Source organism: Halalkalicoccus tibetensis (assembly GCF_037996645.1).
GTDB classification, from domain to species: domain Archaea; phylum Halobacteriota; class Halobacteria; order Halobacteriales; family Halalkalicoccaceae; genus Halalkalicoccus; species Halalkalicoccus tibetensis.
Window position 1 is genome coordinate 206,251 of the sequence record NZ_JBBMXV010000003.1, and the last position, 19,922, is coordinate 226,172.

Below are 19,922 nucleotides of genomic sequence, written 5' to 3' on the forward strand. Positions count from 1 at the left end.
TGCTACGCACCGCTCGCCGAAAACCCTGGACGAAAAACCCGCTCGCTCGGCGACCGCCTCGTTCGCGGCGCTACTCGAGCAGGAACGACAGCAGCCCCTTCTGGGCGTGCATCCGGTTCTCGGCCTGCTCGAAGACCATCGAGCGATCGCTTTCGAGGACCGCGTCGGTGATCTCCTCGCCGCGGTGGGCCGGCAGGCAGTGCATCACGCGGGCCTCGGGGCTGTGTTCGAGCAGCCCCTCGTTCACCTGGAAGTCCTCGAACGCCGCGAGGCGCTCGTCGCGTTCTTCCTCCTGACCCATGCTGATCCAGACGTCCGTGTAGACGACGTCGGCGCCCGCGACCGCCTCGGCGGGGTCGTGGGTCGTCTCGGGCGTCGGTCCGAGCTCGCCGGCGCGCTCGATATGAGCGTCGTCGAGCGCGTACCCTTCGGGCGTCGCCACCGTGAGGTCGATCCCACAGAGCGCACAGCCGAGCGCGAACGACCGGGCGACGTTGTTGGCGTCGCCGACCCACGTCACCGACAGCCCCTCGAACCCGCCGAACGCCTCGCGGATCGTCAGCAGGTCCGCGAGCGTCTGGCAGGGATGTGCGTCGTCGGTCAGCCCGTTCACCACCGGGACGGTGGCGTTCGCGGCCAGCGTCTCCAGGTCGCCGTGGTCGAACAGCCGGACCATCGCGGCGTCGACGTAGCCCGAGAGGACCCGCGCGGTGTCCGAAAGCGGCTCGCGATCGCCCAGCCCGATGTCCTCCGGCCCGAGGAAGATCGCGTGCCCGCCGAGCTGGGTCATTCCGGTCTCGAAGGAGATCCGCGTCCGGGACGAGGGCTTCTCGAAGACCATCCCCAGCGTCCGCCGTTCGAGGTCCGGATGGGGAATCCCCTCCCGACGCTGTCGCTTGTACTCGGCGGCCCGGTCGAGCACCGTCCCCAACTCCTCGCGGTTCAGGTCGTCGACGTCGATGAAGTGTCGTGTCATAGGCGGTTGGCCACCTCCTCGAGCACGGTAATGGAACGGTCGTACTCGTCGAGGTCGAGCCGCTCGTCGGGTGCGTGGTCCAGGTCCGAGTCGCCGGGCCCGTAGGTCACCATCGGGCAGTCCCACGCGGAGGCGTAGATGTTCATGTCGCTCGTTCCCGTTTTGCGCAGCAGGCGCGGATCGCCGCCCTCGCCGCGGATCGCGACCCGGAAGGCCCGCGCCAGTTCCGTCCGCGGGCTCTCCATCACCGGCGGGATCGGCTTGCCCCAGTTGACGCTGCCGGCGGCGTCGGTGTCGGTCCGGAGCTGCCCCTCGGCGATCTCACGGACCTCCTCGGTCGTCATCGAGGGCGGGACGCGGAACTGGCCGTCCAGCGTCGCCGAGACCGAGAGGCCGTCGGGGTCGGTGCCGCCCTCGATCTCGACGGGCTTGGTGGTCACGCGCTCGAAGACGGGCTCCCACTCCTCGTCCTCGTTCGGGGAGAAGCGCTCCTCGACGCTGCTCCACCAGCCGATGGCGTGCTGGATCGCGTTCGGGCCCGGGCGGGAGGTATGGCCCGACTCGCTGGTCGCGACGTAGGTGCCCGCGAGCATGCCCCGATACCCCAGTGTAACGCCGTCCCAGCCGCTGGGCTCGCCGTTGATCAGGGCGTCGGGGCTCTCCCTGTCTTCGATCAGGTGCCAGGCGCCCCGCGAGTCGGTCTCCTCGCCGACGACGCCGACGAAGCTCGTTCCCGTCTCGACCGCCGCGACTGCCATCGCACATAGCGGGCCGGTCGCGTCGACGCTGCCCCGCCCCCAGAGGGTGCCGTCCTCGGTGCGAACGGGGATGTCGCCCGGAACGGTGTCGATGTGGGAGGTCAGCAGCACGCGATCGTCGGCGGGCGCGCGGACGTTGCCGACCTCGTCGATCCGGACCTCGCGGTCGTGGCTCTCGAAGAACTCGACCAGTAGCTCCGCGGCCTCGCGCTCCTCGCCCGACGGGGAGGAGAGCGAAACCAGATCGATCAACAGCTCCCGGCCGGTCTGGCGGTGGATGCTCATGACTCCGTGGTCGCCCCCATCGTCTCCGAGAGCGCCCCGACGACGCGGTCGACGTGCTCCTCATCGATCACCAGCGGCGGCAGCAGCCTGAGGACGGACCGACCGGCGGGCAGCGCGAGCAGCCGGTGGTTCAGCGCGAGCTCCTTCAGCAGCCGGTTGGATCCGCGCTTGACCTCGATGCCGGTCATCAGCCCCCATCCTCGGACGTCGCGGATCGGCAGCTCCGCCGCCTCGAGCTCCTCGTGGAGGTACTCGCCCGTCTCGGCGGCGTGGGCGGGTAGGTCGTCCTCGACGAGGACGTCGAGGGTCGCCGAGGCGGCCGCACAGACCACCGGGTTGCCGCTGAACGTCGAGCCGTGCGGGCCGGCGTCCTCGGCGATCCAGTCCCGACAGAGGGTCGCCCCGAGCGGCAGGCCGCTCGCGAGTCCCTTCGCGCTGGTCAGGATATCCGGGGTCACGCCCTCGTGCTCGCAGGCCCAGAACTCGCCCGTGCGGCCCAAGCCGGTTTGGATCTCGTCGAAGACCAGCGCCGCACCGGTTTCGTCGCAGGCCTCGCGGGCGGCTTCGAGATAGCCCGCGGGCGCGGGATTGATCCCGCCCTCGCCCTGGATGGGTTCGAGGATCACCGCGGCGGTCTCCTCGTCGACGGCCTCCGCGAGCGCCTCGCCGTCGCCGTAGGGAACCGTCTCGAAGGCCCCTGCGAGGGGTTCGAACGGCTTCTTGTACTTGTCCTTCCAGGTGGCGGCGAGCGAGCCCATCGTCCGGCCGTGAAACGCGCGCTGGGTGGCGACGATCTTCTGGCGCCCGGTCGCCGACCGCGCGAACTTCAGCGCCGCCTCGTTGGCCTCGGTGCCCGAGTTACAGAGCCAGACGTTCCCGATGTCGCCGGGCGCCACGCTCGCCAGCTTCGAGTAGCAGGCGTCCCGCGCGTCATTGGGATACGAGGCCTGAACGAACATCAGCTCCTCGAGCTGGTCCTTCGCCGCGGAGACCACGTCGGGATGGCAGTGGCCGACCGGCGTGACCGCGTAGCTCGCGCCGAAGTCGAGGTACTCGGTGCCGGAGTCGTCGTACAGATACGGTCCCTCGCCGCGCTCGATCCTGATGGGCTTCTCCGAGAAGACGAATCCACTCACGGCTGGACACCTCCATCGGACTCCGTCCGATGAGATCGAGATCCGACCGGATCTCGATCTCCAGTGGAAGCCGTGAGGCTGTCGCGCGCGAAACGTGCGACTGAATTCATTCGTCCTCATCTCCGAGCGCGCCGGGACTAAAGCGTGTGCCATGTCCGTCGAGCGCCGCCAGGATCGGGTCGTTGAGGTTCGCGTCGGAGACGACCACCTCGCTGGCACCGCCCTCGAGCGCCTCCTTCGCGGCCATCACCTTCTTGGTCATGAACCCTTCCGCGCTCTCCTCGATGCGCTCCAGTTCGGCGGGCGTCTCGGCGCTCCCGATGAGGCTCTCGGGGTCGTCGGGGTCCTCGTAGACGCCCGCGACGTCCGTCAGTACCACGAGCGACGCGCCGAGCGCGCCAGCCACCGCTGCGGCCGAGCGGTCGGCGTCGGCGTTGACGGGCACGCCGTCGTCGGCGAGCATCGGCACGCTCACGACGGGCGTGTAGCCCGACTCGAGCAGGGTCTCGAGGAGGTCGCTGTTGACCGATTCGATCTTCCCCGAGTGATCGCCGCGCTTGATCCTCTTCTTCCCGTCCTCGACGACCCTGACCGCCGACTTCCGGGGCCCGGTCAACAGGCCGCCGTCCACGCCCGAGAGGCCGAGCGCGTCGACGCCCTCGTTGCGAAGCGCCGCCGTCAGGTCGGTGTTGACCCGGCCGGCCATCGCCATCGTGAACGCCTCCATCGTCCCCTCGTCGGTGAAGCGCCCGCTGACGCCGCCCGGCGTGGTGACGTACTCGGGTTCCTTCCCGAGGTCCGCCAGCAGCTCGTCGACCGCCGTCGAGCCGCCGTGGACGACGACGACCCGCTCGCCGTTGGCCGTCAGGTGCGCGATGTCCGCGAGCGCGCCCTCGGGCTCGACGGCGCGCGCGCCGCCGATCTTGACGACGACGGTCACTTCGGACACCTCCGGTCCCTGCACACGGTCGCAGGGGGTTCGGTGAACACCGTCATCTACGGAGCCCCCACGGGATGCAGACCCTGGAACTCGAGCCCGGCCGTCTCCTCCAGCCCGAGCGCGACGTTCGCGGCGTGGACCGCCTGACCCGCCGATCCCTTCATCATGTTGTCGATCGCCGAGAAGACGACGATCCGCTTGTTGGCTGGATCGAGCTCGAAGCCCACGTCGCCGTAGTTCGTCCCGGCGACGGCCTTAGGCTCGGGGTAGCGATAGACGCCGCCACCACCGGAAGCGATCCGCATGAACGGCTCCTCGGCGTAGCTGTCGCGATACGCCCCCCAGAGATCCTTCTTCGAGACCGGCCCGTTCGGGAAGACGTGGCAGGTCGCGCTCGCCCCGCGGATCATGTCGACCGCGTGGACGGTGAACGACACGGAGATCCCGAACTCCTGCTCGATCTCGGCCTCGTGGCGGTGGCTCGTCGGCGCGTAGGGTCGGACGATCCCCGAGCGCTCGGGGTGCGAGGAGGCCGCGCCGCCGCCCGCTCCCCCTTCGGAGGAGCCGACCTTCACGTCGACGACGACCTGCTCATCGCCCGAGAACAGCTCCGAATCGAACAGCGGCCCGAGCCCGAGCATCGTCGCGGTGGCGTTACAGCCGCCCGACGCGATCAGCTCCGCACCCGGGAGCTCCTCGCGGTTCCGCTCGGGCAGCGCGTAGACGCTCTTTTCGAGGTATTCAGGGGAACTATGCCCGTCGTACCACTCCTCGTACTGTTCCTCACTGTTCAGCCGGAAGTCCGCCGAGAGGTCGACGACGGTGTCCGCCGCGTCCTCGAAGGCGTCGATGCGTTCCATCGACACCCCGTGCGGCGTCGCCGCGAACAGCACGTCCACCGACTCGAGATCCGCGGGATCCGAGAACCGAAGCGTGCGACCCCGCAGGTTCGGGTGGACCGATCCCACGGTCTTGTTCTCGGAGGAGCGGCTCGTCGCCTGGGCGATCTCGAAGTCCGGGTGGCCGTCGAGCAGCCTGAGCAGCTCGCCGCCCGTGAAGCCGCTTCCCCCGACGACGCTCGCGGTGAGCGTCTCCGCCGAGCCGTCGTCCGCTTCCGCCTCCCCGACCGCCATCAGGCGGTCACCTCGGCGGCCGCCTGCGTCTCGAGCCAGTCGGCGACGGCCGCGGGAACGTCGACGTCGACGACCTCGTTGAGCGCCTTGAACTCGACGGTATGGTTGACCTCGTGGACGGTGTAGCCCTCCTCGGTCTCCATCAGGTCGATCCCGAGCAGCCCGCCGCCGACGGCGTCGCTCGCGCGTTCGACCAGCTCCAACGCCTCCTCGTCGGGCTCGAAGACCTGCGTTTCCGCGCCCTTCGCGGCGTTGGTCAGCCAGTGCTCGGAGGCGCGGGCCATCGCGGCGATGGGCTCGCCGTCGACGGCCACGACCCGGATGTCGCGGTCGGGCTTGGCGACGAACTCCTGGATGTAGAACACCTTGTGCTCGTAGTGGCCGAGCGTCTCCTTGTGCTCGAGGATGGCCTCCGCGGCCGAGCGCGATTCGAGCTTCGCCATCAGCCGGCCCCACGAGCCCATGACGGGCTTGAGTACGCAGGGGTAGCCGAAGTTCTCGATGCTCTCGAGGGCGGCCTCGGTGGTGAAGGCGACGTCGGTGTTCGGCGTCGGCACGCCCGCGCTCGCGAGCGCGAGGCTGTTTTTCACCTTGTCCGCGCAGGTCTCGGCGGTCTCGGGGCCGTTCACGACCGGGATCCCGTAGGCCTCACAGAACCGCGTGACGTAGAGGCTCCGGCTCGTCGAGAGACACCGGTCCAGCACGACGTCCACGTCGTCGAAGACCGCCGGCGGGTCGTGGACGTTGAACTGGTGTTTTCGCACGTCGATCTTCGTGATCTCGTGGTCGCGCTCGCGAAGCTCGTTCAGCAGGAGCTTCTCGTCTCTACGGATCCGGGAGTAAAGGATGCCTACGTTCATTCGTATCGGCGCCGCCTTCGGCGGGCCAGAAAGCGGGTCGCTGTCTGTGTGTTCATTGCTGTTCGGTCGCGTTCGCGCTGTGGCCGGCCGTCGCCATCACTCGCCCCAGTCCTCCTCGAGCTCGGGCGCCTCCTCGAGCTCGACGGGGTCCGTCGAGACGACCTCGAGCTCCGCGCCGCTCACGGGGCTGTCGATGATCTCGCCGACCTCGACGTCGGCCGGTACCTCGATCTCGTCGCCGGTCAGGGGGTCCTCCGCCGTGATGGTGCTGTCGTTCGCCATTGTACCTCCACGTATCGCACGACTCACCTTAAACCCGTCGAATTTATCGTTTAATTAACATGACTGTACTACCCTCTAAGCGTGCGGAGAAGCCGTCGGACCGCGAACCGCGCCGCGAGTATCAGCGTCGGAGTGTGAATGTGTGCCCCGGACGGGGCGGTCGATCAATCATACCGACTCACCTCCTCGTCCAGGTCGGCGGCGGCCGTCTCGAGCGCAGCCGCGAGCCCGTCGACCGTCGCCCCGTCGACGTCGATCGATTCCCGGGCCATCGAAAGCGCCTCCCCGACCGCCTCGGGCGCGGGCCCGCCCCGCGAGTCCCGGCTCGCGACGCTCGCCTCGGGGTCGAGCGCCGACTCGACCGCCTCGCGGGGGACGTGCTTCGCGAGGGGGTCGCCGAGGACCTCCTCGCTGGCGGCGTCGAGCGCCGCGTAGTCGCTGCCGTCTCGCGAGTCGCCTTGCTCCCCGCTCGATCGTTCCGCGGAACTCCGTTCCGCGTGCTCCGAGGCGAGCGCGACGAGTTCGTGGGCCGTCCGGAACGGCAGCCCGGCCATGGCGAGCGCGTCGGCGACCCCGGTCGCGGTCGAGAAGCCCTCGCCCGCGGCCGCTTCCAGTGCCCCTTCGTCCCAGTCGGCCGTCGCGACCGCGCCCGCGGCGACGTCGGTCGCCTCGCGCACGGCGTCGACGGTTTCCCAGGCGTAGGGCGTCGCGCGCTGGAGATCGCGGTTGTACGCCCTGGGAAGTCCCTTGAGCGTCGTCAACAGGCCGTTCACCCCCGACGAAGCGTCGCCCGCCGTCGCCCGAACCAGCTCCATGGTATCGGGGTTCTTCTTCTGGGGCATGATCGAGGAGGTCGAGGCGTAGTCGTCCGAGAGCTCGACGTACCCCTTGTTCGAGAAGAGGATCAGGTCCTCGGCGGCCCCGGAGAGCGTCGTCGCCAGCGCCGCGAGCGCGCCCACCGTCTCGAGCAGGAAGTCCCGCGTCGAGGAGGCGTCCATCGAGTTCTCCACGACCGACTCGAAGCCCAGCAGCTCCGCGGTCCGCTCGCGATCGATGTCGAACGGGGTGCCCGCGAAGGCCGCCGCCCCCAGCGGACAGCGGTTCACCCGACTATAGGCGTCGAGCAGGCGCTCGGTGTCCCGGGCCACCGCCTGCTCGTAGGACAGCAGCCAGTGAGCCACCGTCGTCGGCTGGGCCGGCTGGAGGTGGGTGTAGCCGGGCATCAACGTTTCAGCGTGTCCGTCGGCGGCCTCGACGAGCGCCTCGCGAAAGACGAGGGTCGCTTCGAGGACTTCGAGGAGGTCCTCGCGAAGCCGATACCGGATGCAGGTCGCGACCTCGTCGTTGCGCGAGCGGGCGGTGTGCATCTTCCCGCCGACGGATCCTACAGAATCGATCACCGCCGTCTCGATCGCGGCGTGGACGTCCTCGCCGTCGGGTAAGGCGTCGTGGCCCGCCGCCTCGACGTCGTCGAGCGCCGCGAGGATCTCGCCGGCCTCGTCGTTCTCGACGACGCCTTGTTCGGCGAGCATCACGACGTGTGCGCGATCGACCGCGAGGTCCGCCTCGAAGATCCGTTCGTCCGCGCTCATCGAGGAGAGGAACCCGCGAGCGGGGCCGCCGCCGAAGCGCTCGCGGCGCACCACGTCCCCGTCCCCGGATCCCTCGCTCATCTACTCGTCCCCCTCGTCCGCGCTCCCGCCGTCCGTGACGGCAGGGGTTTTCTCGGTCAGGTCGGCCTTGACGGAGTTCGCGAGGCGCTCCTGGAGGCCGTGGTACTTCGCGACGCCGGTGGCGTCCTCCTGTTCGATCCCGGCGACGGTCTCGGTGTTGAACGACGCCATCTCCTCGGAGTAGACCGCGAACTCCGAGTCGCGCGCGACGACGCGGCAGTTCCCGCCCGAGACCTTCACCGTCGCGCTGCCGGTCACGACGTCCTGGGTCTCGTCGACGAAGGCGTCGAGCGCGTCGACCAGCGGCGCGAAGACGAGCCCCTGGTAGGCTTTCTCGGCCCACTCGTGTTCGATCCCCTTCTTGAACGAGCGCTCGCCCTTCGTCAGCACGAGGTCCTCCAGGGCCTGGTGGGCGGTCAGCAGCACCGTCGCCGCGGGATGCTCGTAGTTTTCCCTCACTTTGAGCCCGAGCATGCGGTCCTCCATCACGTCCGTGCGACCGACGCCATAGGAGCCGGCGTACTCGTTGAGGTGGCGGATGAGTTCGACGGGGTTCATCGCCTCGCCGTCGACGGAGACGGGGACGCCCTCCTCGAAGCCGATCTCGATGGTCGTCTCGCCCTCGGGCTCGGCGGTCCAGTCGTAGATCTCCTCGGGCGGCTCGTAATCGGGGTTCTCGAGCTCGCCGCCCTCGACCGCGCGCGACCAGATGTTGGTGTCGATCGACCAGACGCCCTCGTTGCCCGCCTCGACTGGCAGGTCCTTCTCGTCGGCGTACTCGATCTCCCACTCGCGGGTGAGCCCGAGCTCGCGGACGGGCGCGATGACCTCCATGTCCGAGCCGCGCCAGACGGCCTCGAAGCGCAGTTGGTCGTTGCCCTTGCCCGTACAGCCGTGGGCCAGCGCCGAGCAGCCCTGCTCCTCGGCGACCTCCATGATCGCCTTCGCGATCACCGGACGCGCGAGCGCCGTACCGAGCGGGTAGCCCTGGTAGGTCGCGTTCGCCTTCACCGCGTCGAAGCAGGTCTCGGCGAACTCCTCCTTGGCGTCGACGACGTAGTTGTCGAGGCCCAGCGCCTCGGCGGTCTCCTCTGCCTCCTCGAACTCCTCCTCGGGCTGGCCGACGTCGACGGTGACGCCGATCACTTCGTCGTAGCCGTACTCCTCCTCGAGCAGCGGTACGCAGACGGTCGTGTCCAGTCCCCCTGAGAATGCGAGTGCAACGCGTTCCATCGTTGCTCGAACGGAGCGCCTACGGGGACATAAATTCTTCCTTTTAGATTATGAAAAATAATCGCAGAGGCGTCGCTGGCCGGGAAAACGGGCGAATCGACGACTAGTCGAAATTTGGGAACATCGGGGGATGGGGATAATGGTGGGCCTAGCGGGGGCCCGGTCGCGGTCGTCGGGCGCGTGGCGCAACGGGCCACGAGCGCGGGGCTCCGGCCCGCGTGCGCGGCGCTACGGGCCACGCATGCGGCGCGGCGGCGGCGCTCACGGTATCGTTCGAACCCGTGATGGCCGACTCGCTCATTACCCGAACGGACACGGGCGACCCTATTAAACCCTTTCGGGGCGGCAGTCCTTGACGACGAATTTTTAACGAATCGAGTCAGTGTGAATATATGAGTTCCCGCGCCAAGCTCGACGTCGAGACGCTGTTGACGGTGATCCTCGGGCTGGTGGTCGTCCTGCTGGTCCTCGAACTGGTCGACGCCGTCGCCGGCTTCTTCCCCGTCTTCAGTCGGTCGCTGATCGCCCTGCTGATCACCGTGCTTATCCTGCTGTGGTACGTCCGACGGCGGTAGTGCCGATCAGCCTGAACGTCCCCGTCCCGGGGCAAGTAAAGCGCCTCGCGGGCGAGCTCGAACCGGACCTCTACACGTTCGAGCGCGTCCGCAGGACCCACACACTGGGGGTCAAGCGCCTCGGCGAGCGCACCCCGACGGAGTATGCACGGCTCGTCCCGCAGGTCCGCGAGGCGATCGCCGGCACCCCGCCGTTCGAGGCCCGCGTCGCGGGGATCGACGCCTTCGAGGAGCCGGCCCGGGGCGATTCACCGGTCGTCTACCTCGCCGTCGAGAGCCCCGTGCTCCGCGAGCTCAACGGGCGGCTCTCGGAGACTTTCGAGCCGATCGAGGGGATCGACGGCGAGGACTACGTCCCACATGTCACGCTCGCACGCGGAGGAACCCCGGAGGAGCGCGAGCGGCTGGCCGACCGCGGGATCGAACCGGTCACCTGGACGGTAAACGAGCTCGTGCTGTGGGATGCGACCCACGAGGAGGTCGCCACCCGCCTCTCACTTCCCGTCTAGGCGTGGTTCGGGCGCGTCGTCGTAGGCGCCGTGGTCGCCGTAGAAGTTCAGCATCGAGAACTGCAGCTTCCCGGGGGCGATGTCGATCAGCTCGGAGCGTTCCTCGGGCGGGAACGCGCTCCGGACGCTGTACTTCCCCATCTCGCGTTCGGCGGTCTGCGTGTACCGTTCGTCGACGAGCGCGCGCACCCCGAACTCCTCGGGCGAGCGAAGCACTCGTCCGAGCGCCTGCCTGGTTTTCCTGATCGTGGGGATCTCGACGGCGTACTCCCAGCCCGCGTCGCCGTTCTCGTCGCCGTAGATCGACTGGTAGGCCTCCTGGACCGCGTCCATGCGCTCGTCGAGATGCGGGTAGGGGACGCCGACCACGAGCACGGTGTGGGCGTCGTCGGCGTCGAAGCTCACCCCCTCGGTGAGGGTGCCCCACAGCGAGGTGAACAGCGCGCCGTTCTCGCTCTCGACGAACTCCCGGCGGAGCTCCTCGGCGCGTACCCCAGGCCGGTCGAGGTAGGGTTCCCCGCCGGTCTCGACGCGCCCGTAGTAGCGTTCTGCCTCGTAGTAGCTCGGGAAGAAGACGAGCGTGTTGCCGGGCGTCATCCGGATCGCGTCCTCGATCACCCGGGTGATCGTCGCCTGCGTGTCGGGGTCGTCGCGCTCGCTCGCGAACAGCGCGGGCGTCTCGACCGCGAACGTCCGCCGGTTCTGTTCGGGGAACTCGAGCCCGTAGGCCATCTCGATGGGCTCCTCGAGACCCAACACGTCCCCGAGCACGTCGAACGGGCGGAGCGTCGCGCTCATCAGCACGCTCGCGTGGACGGAAGAGAAGAGGCTTTCCGCGACCTCGCGGGGGATGCAGGTGTAGAGCTCCGCCCGCCCGTAGACCTCGTCGCTTCCCTCGTCGCGGCGCACCCCGAGGACGGGGTACTGGCCGAGCGCGGCCCCGTCGTCGAGCCAGCCCTCGACGAAGGCGGCGGCCTGCAGGGTCTGACACTCCGCGCGCGTCTGTGCCTGTCCGTTCCGGTAGGCCTCCTCGTACTGCTCGTCGAGTTCCTCGCCGAACTCCAGCGCGCTCTCGAGGTCGCGGTCGATCCCCTGACCGGTGTACTCCTCCAGAAAGGCGAGGGTGAGATCGTCACGCCCCGACTCGTTGGCGATGACGACGTCCTCCCAGTTCTCGCCGACCGCCTCGCGCTCGCCGAAGCCGAAGGAGTCCTCGTAGCCCGCGACGAGCGCCCGGCGAAACGCCGCGAGCACCGCGAAGGCGTCCTCGCTCCGGGGGTCGTCGCTGTCCTCGCACTCGTCGAGCGCGCTGTCGAGGGTGTTCTCCGTCAGCGTGCGGGTCGCGTGGTCCCGCGCCGCGTCCTCGATGTTGTGGGCCTCGTCGAAGACGCAGATCACGTCCTCGGGGTCGCGATCCAGCCAGCGGAAGAACTGCTCGCGGATCATCGGGTCGAGCAGGTGGTGGTAGTTACAGACCACCAGGTCGACCCCCTCCATCCCCTCCTTCAGGAGCTCGTAGCCACAGAACCCCTCGCGTTCGGCGTATTCGTAGACCTCGTCGGGGGTGCGCACGTCCGAGAAAAGCCACTGATAGAACGCGTCGGTGTCCCCCATGAGGTTGTTGTAGTAGTGCTCGCAGGTCGGCTCCTCCTCGAGCTCCGAGACCTCCTCCTGGACGGATTCGAGCTCGTCCATCACCGCGCCGCGGGCCTCCGCGGCCCCCTGATCGCCCGCCTGGCTCTCCTCGAGGAGCTCGTCCTGTTTGCGTTCGAGCTGGGCCCTATCGACCTCGGACTCGGCGAGATCGCGGGTCGTATCGCGGAGCACCTGACATTCCTCGAAGCCCACGTCGATGTGACACATCGAGGCCTTCCCCTTGAACACGACCGCGCGGATCGACTCCTCGCGCGTGATCGCGCGGGCCTCCTCGACGAACTGGCGCATCTGCTGGTGGACGTTCGTCGTGATCACGACGGTTTTGTCGGTTTCGCGGGCGTGCGAGAGCGCGGGCACGAGCGCCGAGAGCGTCTTTCCGGTCCCGCAGGCCCCCTCGAAGAGCACGTCCTGGCCGCGCGCGAGGCCGTTCTCGATGCGCTCCATCGCCTCGCGCTGGTTCTCGTAGGGTGTCTCGTAGGGGAAGAACTGCGCGGGATCGGTCGTCGACACACCGGTTCTGGGTTCCGATCGGATAAAAACGCTCGGACCGCAGGACGTCCTACCGCCCGATCGCGGCGGCCAGCGAGGCGTCCTCGGAGACGGTCGCGTACTGGCGCGCCGCGACTACACCCAGCAGCGTGATGCCGGCCGCGTCGGACATGAGCCCCGGGACGAGCAGCGCGAGCGCGCCCGCGAACAGCGCGAGGCGCTCGGGGATCGAGGCGTCGGTGAGCAGGTAGCCCTGCGTCGACGCCGAGAGCGCGATTACGCCGACGATCGCCGTCAGCGTGCTCAGCGCGATCGCGACCGGGGTCCCCTGGAGGATGAGCTCGGGCCCGTAGATGAAGAGGAACGGGACGATGAAGCCGACGATCGCCAGGCCGAGCGCCGTCGCGCCGGTTTTCCAGGGGTCGGATTCGGCGATCCCGCTGGCGGTGAACACCGCGAGCATGATCGGCGGGGTGATCGCGCTGATGATCGCGAAGTAGAAGATGAACAGGTGGGCCGCGAGCGTCGGCACGCCGAGGTTCGTCAGCGCGGGCGCGCCCAGCGCGGCGACGACGACGTACGCCGCCGTCGTCGGCAGCCCCATCCCCATCACGATCGAGGCGACCATCGTCAGCAGGAGGGCGACGATCAACACGCCCCCCGAGAGGTTCGCGACCAGCGAGCTGAACACCAGCCCGAGGCCCGTGAGGGTGACGACGCCGACGACGATCCCCGCCGTCGCACAGGCCGCGGCGACGATCAGCGTCATCCGGATCCCGCGGTCGAACGCCCGGACGGCCGTCTCGCCGGCCGCCCACAGCATCCCCCGAACCGTCGCGACGTCGCCGTTCCCGAGCGCGCCCGCGAACCGTTTCGCCTCCGCGAGCGGGATCGCGACGATCACGGTCAGGACGATCGCCGCGAAGCCCGCGAGCATCGGCGTGTAGCCCGCCACCAGCAGGTAGACGAGGACGACGATCGGGATCGTGAAGTGAAAGCCCTCGCGCAGCAGCCGTCCCGAGTCGGGCAGCTCGCTCTTATCGAGCCCCTCGAGGCCCTGTTTCTTCGCGCGGAAGTGGACGGCCATCCCGACACAGAGGAAGTACAGCAGCGCGGGGATCGTCGCCGCGGCGATGATCTCGACGTACGGGATGCCCGTCCAGACGGCCATGATGAACGCGCCGGCGCCCATCACCGGCGGCATGATCTGCCCGCCCGAGGAGGCCGAGGACTCCACGGCCGCGGAGTAATGGTCGTCGAAGCCGGTGCGCTTCATCAGCGGGATCGTGAACGCGCCGGTCGTCGCGGTGTTGGCGACCGCGCTGCCGTTGAGGCTGGCCATGAAACCGCTCGCCAGCACTGACGTTTTGGCGGGTCCGCCCGCCATCCGTCCCGTGTAGCCATAGGCGAGGTCGATGAACCAGTCGCCGATTCCCGTCACCTCGAGGAACGCCCCGAAGATGATGAACAGCACGACGAACGTCGCGCTCACCCCCAGCGGGATGCCGAACAGCCCCTCGGTGCCGAGGTAGACGTGGGCGACGATCCGCTGGGCCGAGTAGCCCCGATGGGCGAGCAGGCCGGGCATGATCGGGCCCAGATAGGCGTAGGCGAGGAAGGAGCCGCCGATGAGCGGCAGGATGATCCCCGTCGTCCGGCGGGTCATCTCGAGCACCATCAGGATCGCCACCGCGCCGAACACCAGATCGATCGTCATCGGGGTGCCCGCGCGGGCGGCCAGGTCGTCGTAGTAGATCGCGTACGTGAGGTACAGCACGCTCACCGCCGCGAGGCCGGCGAGGAGCCAGTCGTACCACGGTACCCGGTCGCCGCCCTCGCCGGTGTGGGCCTCGTACCAGATGAACACCAGCGCGGCCAGGAAGGCCAGGTGGAGCGGCCGGTTGATGAACGCGCCCGGTACGCCGATGCCCGCCGCCACGGTGTGGTAGGCGCCGATGACCACCGCGAGCACGACCGCGAGCAGTTTCGTTCGCCCCGACAGCGTCCGGCGCGCGGTTCCGCTGAGGTGGCTTCCCTCCTCGATCGCCGGCTCGTCGGCCTCGGCGAGGTCGACCTCGAAGCTCTCCTCGTCCGTTCTCGTATCACTCATGTTCTATCTCGTCCTCGTGTTTGTAGCGTGGTGTTCGGCCCTGCTCGTCCGCTCGATCGACAGCTCGATCCCCGTCCCCGGCTCGGCGTACGCCTCGAGCGAGCGCTCGGTCCCGCCGACGACCAACGACTGCTCGGTCGAGCCCGCGACGCGGACCGTAAAGCAGCCGAGCTCGCGCTCGACGTCGCTCACGATCCAGCCGTCCTCGCGGTAGGTCTCGCGGGTGAACTCGAGGCCGGCGGCGTGGTACTCGTAGGCCTCACGGACCTGGACGATCCCCTCGTCCTCGGCCGTGTACGTCTCGCGGATCTCCGTCCCCTCGAAGGAGTGGACGTAGCGGACCTCGAAGCGCTCACCCTCCCCGATCGCGTGGGAGCCGAGACGCTCGCCGGTCTCGGCGTCCTCCAGCTGGAGGACCAGCAGCGACGGGTTCACCGCGGCCGCCGTGATCCCGACGATACAGAGCGCGATCGCCGATACGACGCCGTCTCGCGGGTCCATCCTACAGGCCCGCGTCGTCGAGGTACGCCTCCCCGCCGGGGTGGTAGTCGATCGGCGCGTCCCGCGCCGTCTCCTCGAAGTCGCCCGCGACCTGGTGGACGTTCTCGAGCTGGTCGAGGTTCTCGAAGATCACCGCCATCACGTCGTTGAGAAACTCCTCGTCCATCTCCTCGTGGACGGCCATCACGTTGGTCACCGCGGGGTTCAGCACGTCTTCGTCCTGATCGGGGTAGGTCCCCGCCTCGATCGTCCCTTCCTCGTAGTAGGGGAACTCCTCGTCGATCTCCGCGAGATCGTCCTCGGGGAAGCTCAGCAGGCGCACGTCGCGCTGTGAGAAGACCTCCTCGATCGAGGAGGCCGGCGGGCCGACGCTCCAGAAGCCGGCGTCGATCTGGCCGTCGATCAGCGCGTCGGCGGTCTCGTCGAACGCGAGGCGCTCCTCGCTGATGTCGTCGTATGAGAGGCCGTACCACTCGAGTAATTCCTGGGCGATCACCTCGGTGCCGCTGCCGGGCGCACCGACGCTGACGCTCGCGCCCTCCAGATCGGCGAGCGTCTCGACCTCCGAGTCCTCCGGTATGAGGACCTGCGTGTGGTTCTGGTAGGCCCCGAAGGCGGCCTGGATCGGCACCGGCTCGTCGAAGTCGCCCTCGCCCTCGACGGCCAGCAGCGCCGAGTTGCCGAGGATCAGCGCCATATCGATCTCCTCCTGGCCGAGCAGCTGGGCGTTCTCGACGCTCGCGCCGGTCGCCTCGGCCGAGGCGTCGACGTCGAGCTCCTCGTCCTCGTTCAGCAGATCGGCGATGCCGCCCCCGAGGACGTAGTACACGCCCCCCGTGCCGCCCGTGCCGATCGTGACGAAGTCCTCGCCCCCGCCGCCGCCGACCTCGTCGAGGCTGTCCAGACAGCCCGCCGTCCCGACGATTGCCCCGCCACCGGCCGCCTGAAGAAACCTCCGTCTCGCGATTCCCCTCCGTCCGTCACTATCTGCCATACGCTGGCGGTCTCGGCGGGCGATAATAAATATTCCTTAAGGAGTTCTATCTATCGATCGAATCACAGGACGACCGAAACCTACACCCTCGTCGCCCGCACAGTTCGGACATGCTCGTCGTCGTCTCCGATACCCATAGCAACGGGGGGCACGCCCTCTCGGGGCGAACCCTCGAGGCCGTCCGCGAGGCCGAGCGCGTGGTCCACGCGGGCGACTTCACGACCGCCTCCGCGCTCGACGCCTTCCACGGGGAGGCCGCCCGGCTCGACGCGGTCCACGGCAACGCCGACGACGCCGCGGTCCGCGACCGGCTGCCTGACGCCCGTTCCCTCGAGTGGGCGGGTCTGCGGGTCGCGGTCACCCACAAGCGAGACGGCGGCCCGACCGGGCTGGCGATGTTCGGGCGCGAACGCGGCGCCGACCTCGTGATCTCGGGCCACAGCCATCAGCCGGGGGTCACCCGAACCGACGACGTGGTCCTGCTGAACCCGGGGAGCCACGCACAACCGCGGGGCAACCGGCCGGGCCACGCGGAACTCGAAGAAACCGAAGAGGGGGTTCGCGGGCGGCTCTATCAGCCCGACGGGGACGCCTTCGAGGAGTTCTCCCTCTAACTCTGGCCGGGGTGCTGTTCGGCCTCGGCGAGCTCGAACAGCTCGTCGTACTCGTCGGGTAGCTGGCTGTGGACGTCCTCGAGCTGTCCCTCGGTGATCGCCTCCTCGAGCACGTCGGTCACGACGCGGGCGTGGAGCGCGGCCGCCGAGCGGGCGTCGTCCTCGTCGCCGTCCGCGAGGTTCTCGTCGCGCTCTGCGACCCGCGAGACGAACTCCTGGAAGTCGAACGAGTCGGTGGTGTCGGCGTCCTCCTCGAGATAACGCGCGAGCTCGTCGGGCAGCTGGGCCGCCAGGTTCGTCGCCTGTCCCTCCTCGATGCGCTCGGCGAGCGTCTGGAGCGTCGCCCGTGTCGCGCTCAACGCCTCGCCGCGGGAGGCCAGCTCGGCACGGTTCTGTACCTCGCCGATGAAAGTGTCGTGGTCCATAGCGTCCGTGATTGGACCGGGCGGCCAGTAAGTGATTTCGTCGGCAATCGCAGGCGCACTAAGTCCCGCGTGGCCGGCCGAAACCCTCTTTGGCCCGCCACGAGATGTGCGCGTATGTTCCTCGAGTTCGACATCGTCTATCTCGTCTCGATAGCGATGTTGATCTTCTTCGTCGGCGGCTCGTACCTGTTCGTCCGGAAGGTGCTCTTTGGCTTCCGCGACGGCTTCGAGAGCGGCCGACGGTAGCCCCTACAGCGCCCGTTCGACCGCCGCGATCGCCTCCTCGACCTCCTCCTCCCCGACGTCCCAGTGGGTACAGAACCGGGCGACGTGCTCGCCGAAGGCGACCCCCAGAACGCCCTCCCCCTCGCAGGCCCCCAGGAACTCCTCGGCGGTGTGGTCGGTCCCCGAACAGTCCACGAGGGTGATGTTCGTCTCGGGTTCGGCGGCCGACAGCCCCTCGATATCGTCGAGTCCCGCCGCGAGCGCACGGGCGTTCTCGTGGTCCTCGTCGAGGCGGTGGCGGTTCTCCAGCGCCGCGAGCGCGGGCGCGGCGATGATCCCGGCCTGGCGCATCCCGCCGCCGAACAGCTTGCGCCCCCGCCGCGCGCGCTCGATGAACGCCTCGCCGCCCGCGAGCATCGAACCCACGGGCGCGCCCAGCCCCTTCGAGAGCGAGAACATGGCCGAGTCGACCGGCTCGACGATCTCGCTCGCCTCGACGCCGAGCGCCGCCGCGGCGTTGAACAGCCGCGCGCCGTCGAGGTGGACCGGCACGCCGAGATCGTGGGCCGCCGCCGCGGTCTCAGCGATCCTCTCGACCTCGATCGCCGCCCCACCCTTGCTGTTGTGGGTGTTTTCCAGCGTGAGCAGGCCCGTTCCGGGCCGGTGGAGGTCCTCCGCGACGTAGCCCTCCCGGACCTGCTCGGCCGAGACCACCCCGCGGTCGTCGCCCTCGATCGCTCTCACTTGAAGGCCCGAGAGCTGGGCCATCCCGCCCAGCTCCCACTTCACGACGTGGCTCTCGCGCTCGCAGAGCACCTCCTGGCCGTGCTCGGTGTGGGTGTGGACCGCCACCTGGTTGCCCATCGTCCCCGTCGGGACGTACAGCGCCGCCTCCGTCCCCACGACCTCGGCCGCCCGCTTTTCGAGCTCGTTGACCGTCGGGTCCTCGCGGTAGACGTCGTCGCCCACCTCGGCGTCCCGGGCTGCCTCGCGCATCCGGTCGTCGGGGCGGGTCACCGTGTCGCTTCGCAGATCGATCATACCGGGCGTGAGCGGCCGACCGGCAAAACCCTCCCGCCTCGGCGCGCGGGAGCTGCCAGTACCCGTCCCCTTTTAGCCGTGATCCGAGAAGTCCCGGTGAATGTCGGCCATCGAACGGGCCGGGGCGCTTCGCTCGCCGGCTCCCGCGCTTCTGATCGCGCTCGCGGCCGCCGCCATCGCGTTCGTCGGCTCGCCCCTTCCGGGCGGGTCGGCCGTGATGCTCGCGATCACGCTGTTCTGCGTCGTGCTCTGGATCCTCAACCCCGTCCCGCCCGCCTACACGGGCGTCGTCTGTATCGGTCTGGTCGGGGTGGCCTTCTCCGCGGACCTCGCGCTGGTGGGCTTCCAGTCGCCCGCGACGTGGCTGATCGGCTTCGGGCTGTTGATCGGCGTCGCGACCCGCGAGAGCGGGCTGGCGGCGTGGGCCGGCCGCTGGATCGTCGCCCGGGCGGTCCCCGAGCGCTGGCGCGACGACCCGCTTCGAGCCTACGGCGCCCTGCTGGTCGCGCTCTGTCTGGGTGCGCTCGCGTTCGCACTGCTGGTCCCCTCGACGCTCGTGCGCGTGCTCGTGCTCGCGCCGGTGCTCTACGAGGCGGGCGAGCTCTTCGAGGACCGCGATGCTCGAATCGGGGTCTTCCTCGGCCCGCTCTTCGCCACCTTCTATGGCGCCTCGGGCATCTACACCGCCGCGCTCCCGAACGTCATCATCTCGGGGATCGCCGAGTCGCTCGGCGACGTCGCGATCGGCTGGGCCGAGTGGGCGCTCGTCCTCTTCCCGGTCATGGGACTGGCCCGCGCGTTGCTTGTCGCGGGCGTCGTCTTCGCGCTGTATCGCCCCGCCCGCGACTCGGCCGTCGAGATCCCCGCGACCGGCCCCGGGGCGGCCGGCGCGGGCGAGCGGCGCATGGCGCTGTTCCTGCTCGCGGGCACCCTCTTCTGGACCACCGACTTCCTCCACGGGCTGCACCCCGTCTTCGGCGCGATCCTCGTCGTCGCGCTCGTCTTCCTCCCCTCGCGGGGCGTCATCGACTTCTCGGCCGCGGGCGACCCCGACTACTCGATCCTCTTCTTCCTCGGGGGCGTCTTCGCCATCGGCGAGGGGCTCTCGGAGACCGGCTTCGCCGACCTCGCCGCCGAGGAGCTCCTCGGGGCGATCCCCACCGACGGGTCGCTCGCCGTCGCGCTGGCGTTCGTCTTCGGGGCAACCATCCTGCTGAATCTCCTGATGGAGGGGCTCGCGGTCGCGAGCGTCCTGACCCCTGTGCTCGTCTCCTATGCCTCGGCGGCGGGCCTGCCGCTCACGCCGGTGGTGATGACCGAGGCGCTCGCCCTCGGTACCTACTTCTTCCCCTACCAGTCGGCCGTGCTGGTGGCGATCCTCGCACAGGAGGGCGTCGAAGCCCGCGACCTGATCCGGGTGACCGTCGCCTGCTCGCTGGCGACGATCCTAATCCTCCTGCCGGTCCAGTTCGGGCTCTTCACGCTCCTGTACTGAACCCAAACCGGT

At 69.1% G+C, this 19,922-nt stretch carries 19 protein-coding genes and 1 pseudogene; 5 read left to right on the forward strand and 15 right to left on the reverse strand.

The features are described from left to right. Positions 1 to 70 precede the first annotated feature (70 nt). From argF to WOA58_RS09545, 9 genes and pseudogenes are all read right to left on the reverse strand, one after another. Positions 71 to 976: an ornithine carbamoyltransferase gene (argF, locus tag WOA58_RS09505; protein ID WP_340603957.1), complete on the reverse strand. Its 906-nt coding sequence runs from the start codon at positions 974 to 976 to the stop codon at positions 71 to 73. Beyond that, positions 973 to 2,019: a [LysW]-lysine hydrolase gene (locus WOA58_RS09510; RefSeq protein ID WP_340603958.1), complete on the reverse strand. Its 1,047-nt coding sequence runs from the start codon at positions 2,017 to 2,019 to the stop codon at positions 973 to 975. The genes argF and WOA58_RS09510 overlap by 4 nt, the downstream gene beginning before the upstream one ends. Continuing rightward, a complete protein-coding gene (locus WOA58_RS09515) occupies positions 2,016 to 3,155 on the reverse strand; it encodes an aspartate aminotransferase family protein (protein ID WP_340603959.1) in 1,140 nt (379 codons plus the stop codon). The genes WOA58_RS09510 and WOA58_RS09515 overlap by 4 nt, the downstream gene beginning before the upstream one ends. 106 nt (positions 3,156 to 3,261) lie before the next feature. Then, positions 3,262 to 4,101 (reverse strand): annotated as a pseudogene (locus WOA58_RS09520) (acetylglutamate/acetylaminoadipate kinase); the annotation flags it as partial. Between the two features lie 50 nt (positions 4,102 to 4,151). Beyond that, the gene (gene argC, locus WOA58_RS09525) at positions 4,152 to 5,228 is read right to left on the reverse strand and encodes an N-acetyl-gamma-glutamyl-phosphate reductase (RefSeq protein WP_340603961.1); all 1,077 of its coding nucleotides are present in this window, start codon (positions 5,226 to 5,228) and stop codon (positions 4,152 to 4,154) included. Beyond that, the gene (gene lysX, locus WOA58_RS09530; protein ID WP_340603962.1) at positions 5,228 to 6,088 is read right to left on the reverse strand and encodes a lysine biosynthesis protein LysX; all 861 of its coding nucleotides are present in this window, start codon (positions 6,086 to 6,088) and stop codon (positions 5,228 to 5,230) included. The genes argC and lysX overlap by 1 nt, the downstream gene beginning before the upstream one ends. A gap of 96 nt (positions 6,089 to 6,184) precedes the next feature. Then, positions 6,185 to 6,370 (reverse strand): lysine biosynthesis protein LysW, encoded by a 186-nt coding sequence (gene lysW / locus WOA58_RS09535; protein WP_340603963.1) that lies wholly within the window; start codon positions 6,368 to 6,370, stop codon positions 6,185 to 6,187. Between the two features lie 164 nt (positions 6,371 to 6,534). Then, on the reverse strand, positions 6,535 to 8,043 hold the full coding sequence (gene argH / locus WOA58_RS09540) for an argininosuccinate lyase (RefSeq protein ID WP_340603964.1): 1,509 nt from the start codon (positions 8,041 to 8,043) through the stop codon (positions 6,535 to 6,537). Then, complete coding sequence (locus WOA58_RS09545) at positions 8,044 to 9,276, reverse strand: argininosuccinate synthase (protein WP_340603965.1); 1,233 nt, start codon at positions 9,274 to 9,276, stop codon at positions 8,044 to 8,046. It abuts the gene before it with no gap. A 392-nt stretch (positions 9,277 to 9,668) separates the two neighbouring features. Here WOA58_RS09545 and WOA58_RS09550 point away from each other — a divergent pair, with 392 nt between their 5' ends. Together WOA58_RS09550 and WOA58_RS09555 are read left to right on the forward strand one after the other, a co-directional pair. Beyond that, positions 9,669 to 9,851 (forward strand): DUF7554 family protein, encoded by a 183-nt coding sequence (locus WOA58_RS09550; protein ID WP_340603966.1) that lies wholly within the window; start codon positions 9,669 to 9,671, stop codon positions 9,849 to 9,851. Continuing rightward, positions 9,851 to 10,360 (forward strand): 2'-5' RNA ligase family protein, encoded by a 510-nt coding sequence (locus WOA58_RS09555; RefSeq protein ID WP_340603967.1) that lies wholly within the window; start codon positions 9,851 to 9,853, stop codon positions 10,358 to 10,360. Before WOA58_RS09550 ends, WOA58_RS09555 begins: the two co-directional genes overlap by 1 nt. Here the strand turns inward: WOA58_RS09555 and WOA58_RS09560 are convergent. The 4 genes from WOA58_RS09560 to WOA58_RS09575 are packed head-to-tail and all read right to left on the reverse strand — an operon-like array spanning position 10,346 to position 16,110. Further along, the gene (locus WOA58_RS09560) at positions 10,346 to 12,526 is read right to left on the reverse strand and encodes an ATP-dependent DNA helicase (protein ID WP_340603968.1); all 2,181 of its coding nucleotides are present in this window, start codon (positions 12,524 to 12,526) and stop codon (positions 10,346 to 10,348) included. The two genes, WOA58_RS09555 and WOA58_RS09560, sit on opposite strands and share 15 nt — an antisense overlap. Positions 12,527 to 12,575: 49 nt before the next feature. Next, positions 12,576 to 14,615: a TRAP transporter permease gene (locus tag WOA58_RS09565; protein WP_340603969.1), complete on the reverse strand. Its 2,040-nt coding sequence runs from the start codon at positions 14,613 to 14,615 to the stop codon at positions 12,576 to 12,578. A gap of 3 nt (positions 14,616 to 14,618) precedes the next feature. After that, complete coding sequence (locus WOA58_RS09570) at positions 14,619 to 15,116, reverse strand: DUF1850 domain-containing protein (RefSeq protein WP_340603970.1); 498 nt, start codon at positions 15,114 to 15,116, stop codon at positions 14,619 to 14,621. 1 nt (position 15,117) lies between these two features. Then, positions 15,118 to 16,110 carry a TAXI family TRAP transporter solute-binding subunit gene (locus WOA58_RS09575; RefSeq protein ID WP_340603971.1) on the reverse strand — a complete coding sequence of 331 codons (993 nt, stop codon included), beginning with the start codon at positions 16,108 to 16,110 and terminating at the stop codon, positions 15,118 to 15,120. Between the two features lie 110 nt (positions 16,111 to 16,220). On the opposite strand from WOA58_RS09575, the gene WOA58_RS09580 reads away from it, so the two are divergent. Further along, a complete protein-coding gene (locus WOA58_RS09580) occupies positions 16,221 to 16,724 on the forward strand; it encodes a metallophosphoesterase (protein WP_340603972.1) in 504 nt (167 codons plus the stop codon). Here the strand turns inward: WOA58_RS09580 and WOA58_RS09585 are convergent. Next, positions 16,721 to 17,149 (reverse strand): DUF2267 domain-containing protein, encoded by a 429-nt coding sequence (locus WOA58_RS09585; protein WP_340603973.1) that lies wholly within the window; start codon positions 17,147 to 17,149, stop codon positions 16,721 to 16,723. The genes WOA58_RS09580 and WOA58_RS09585 overlap by 4 nt on opposite strands. A 114-nt stretch (positions 17,150 to 17,263) precedes the next feature. Here WOA58_RS09585 and WOA58_RS09590 point away from each other — a divergent pair, with 114 nt between their 5' ends. Further along, the gene (locus WOA58_RS09590) at positions 17,264 to 17,395 is read left to right on the forward strand and encodes a DUF7859 family protein (protein ID WP_340603974.1); all 132 of its coding nucleotides are present in this window, start codon (positions 17,264 to 17,266) and stop codon (positions 17,393 to 17,395) included. A gap of 3 nt (positions 17,396 to 17,398) precedes the next feature. Here the strand turns inward: WOA58_RS09590 and WOA58_RS09595 are convergent, their stop codons facing one another. After that, on the reverse strand, positions 17,399 to 18,415 hold the full coding sequence (locus tag WOA58_RS09595) for a threonine aldolase family protein (protein WP_340603975.1): 1,017 nt from the start codon (positions 18,413 to 18,415) through the stop codon (positions 17,399 to 17,401). A gap of 100 nt (positions 18,416 to 18,515) precedes the next feature. On the opposite strand from WOA58_RS09595, the gene WOA58_RS09600 reads away from it, so the two are divergent. Further along, complete coding sequence (locus tag WOA58_RS09600; protein WP_340603976.1) at positions 18,516 to 19,910, forward strand: SLC13 family permease; 1,395 nt, start codon at positions 18,516 to 18,518, stop codon at positions 19,908 to 19,910. Positions 19,911 to 19,922 lie beyond the last annotated feature (12 nt).

Coding starts and splice junctions, on each gene's coding strand:
- WOA58_RS09510 (WP_340603958.1), bottom strand. CDS start 2,019: ATGAGCATCCACCGCCAGACCGGCCGGGAGCTGTTGATCGATCTGGTT.
- WOA58_RS09575 (WP_340603971.1), bottom strand. CDS start 16,110: ATGGCAGATAGTGACGGACGGAGGGGAATCGCGAGACGGAGGTTTCTT.
- WOA58_RS09580 (WP_340603972.1), top strand. CDS start 16,221: ATGCTCGTCGTCGTCTCCGATACCCATAGCAACGGGGGGCACGCCCTC.
- WOA58_RS09565 (WP_340603969.1), bottom strand. CDS start 14,615: ATGAGTGATACGAGAACGGACGAGGAGAGCTTCGAGGTCGACCTCGCC.
- WOA58_RS09545 (WP_340603965.1), bottom strand. CDS start 9,276: ATGGAACGCGTTGCACTCGCATTCTCAGGGGGACTGGACACGACCGTC.
- argC (WP_340603961.1), bottom strand. CDS start 5,228: ATGGCGGTCGGGGAGGCGGAAGCGGACGACGGCTCGGCGGAGACGCTC.
- WOA58_RS09550 (WP_340603966.1), top strand. CDS start 9,669: ATGAGTTCCCGCGCCAAGCTCGACGTCGAGACGCTGTTGACGGTGATC.
- WOA58_RS09595 (WP_340603975.1), bottom strand. CDS start 18,415: ATGATCGATCTGCGAAGCGACACGGTGACCCGCCCCGACGACCGGATG.
- argH (WP_340603964.1), bottom strand. CDS start 8,043: ATGAGCGAGGGATCCGGGGACGGGGACGTGGTGCGCCGCGAGCGCTTC.
- lysX (WP_340603962.1), bottom strand. CDS start 6,088: ATGAACGTAGGCATCCTTTACTCCCGGATCCGTAGAGACGAGAAGCTC.
- lysW (WP_340603963.1), bottom strand. CDS start 6,370: ATGGCGAACGACAGCACCATCACGGCGGAGGACCCCCTGACCGGCGAC.
- argF (WP_340603957.1), bottom strand. CDS start 976: ATGACACGACACTTCATCGACGTCGACGACCTGAACCGCGAGGAGTTG.
- WOA58_RS09600 (WP_340603976.1), top strand. CDS start 18,516: ATGTCGGCCATCGAACGGGCCGGGGCGCTTCGCTCGCCGGCTCCCGCG.
- WOA58_RS09590 (WP_340603974.1), top strand. CDS start 17,264: ATGTTCCTCGAGTTCGACATCGTCTATCTCGTCTCGATAGCGATGTTG.
- WOA58_RS09570 (WP_340603970.1), bottom strand. CDS start 15,116: ATGGACCCGCGAGACGGCGTCGTATCGGCGATCGCGCTCTGTATCGTC.
- WOA58_RS09585 (WP_340603973.1), bottom strand. CDS start 17,149: ATGGACCACGACACTTTCATCGGCGAGGTACAGAACCGTGCCGAGCTG.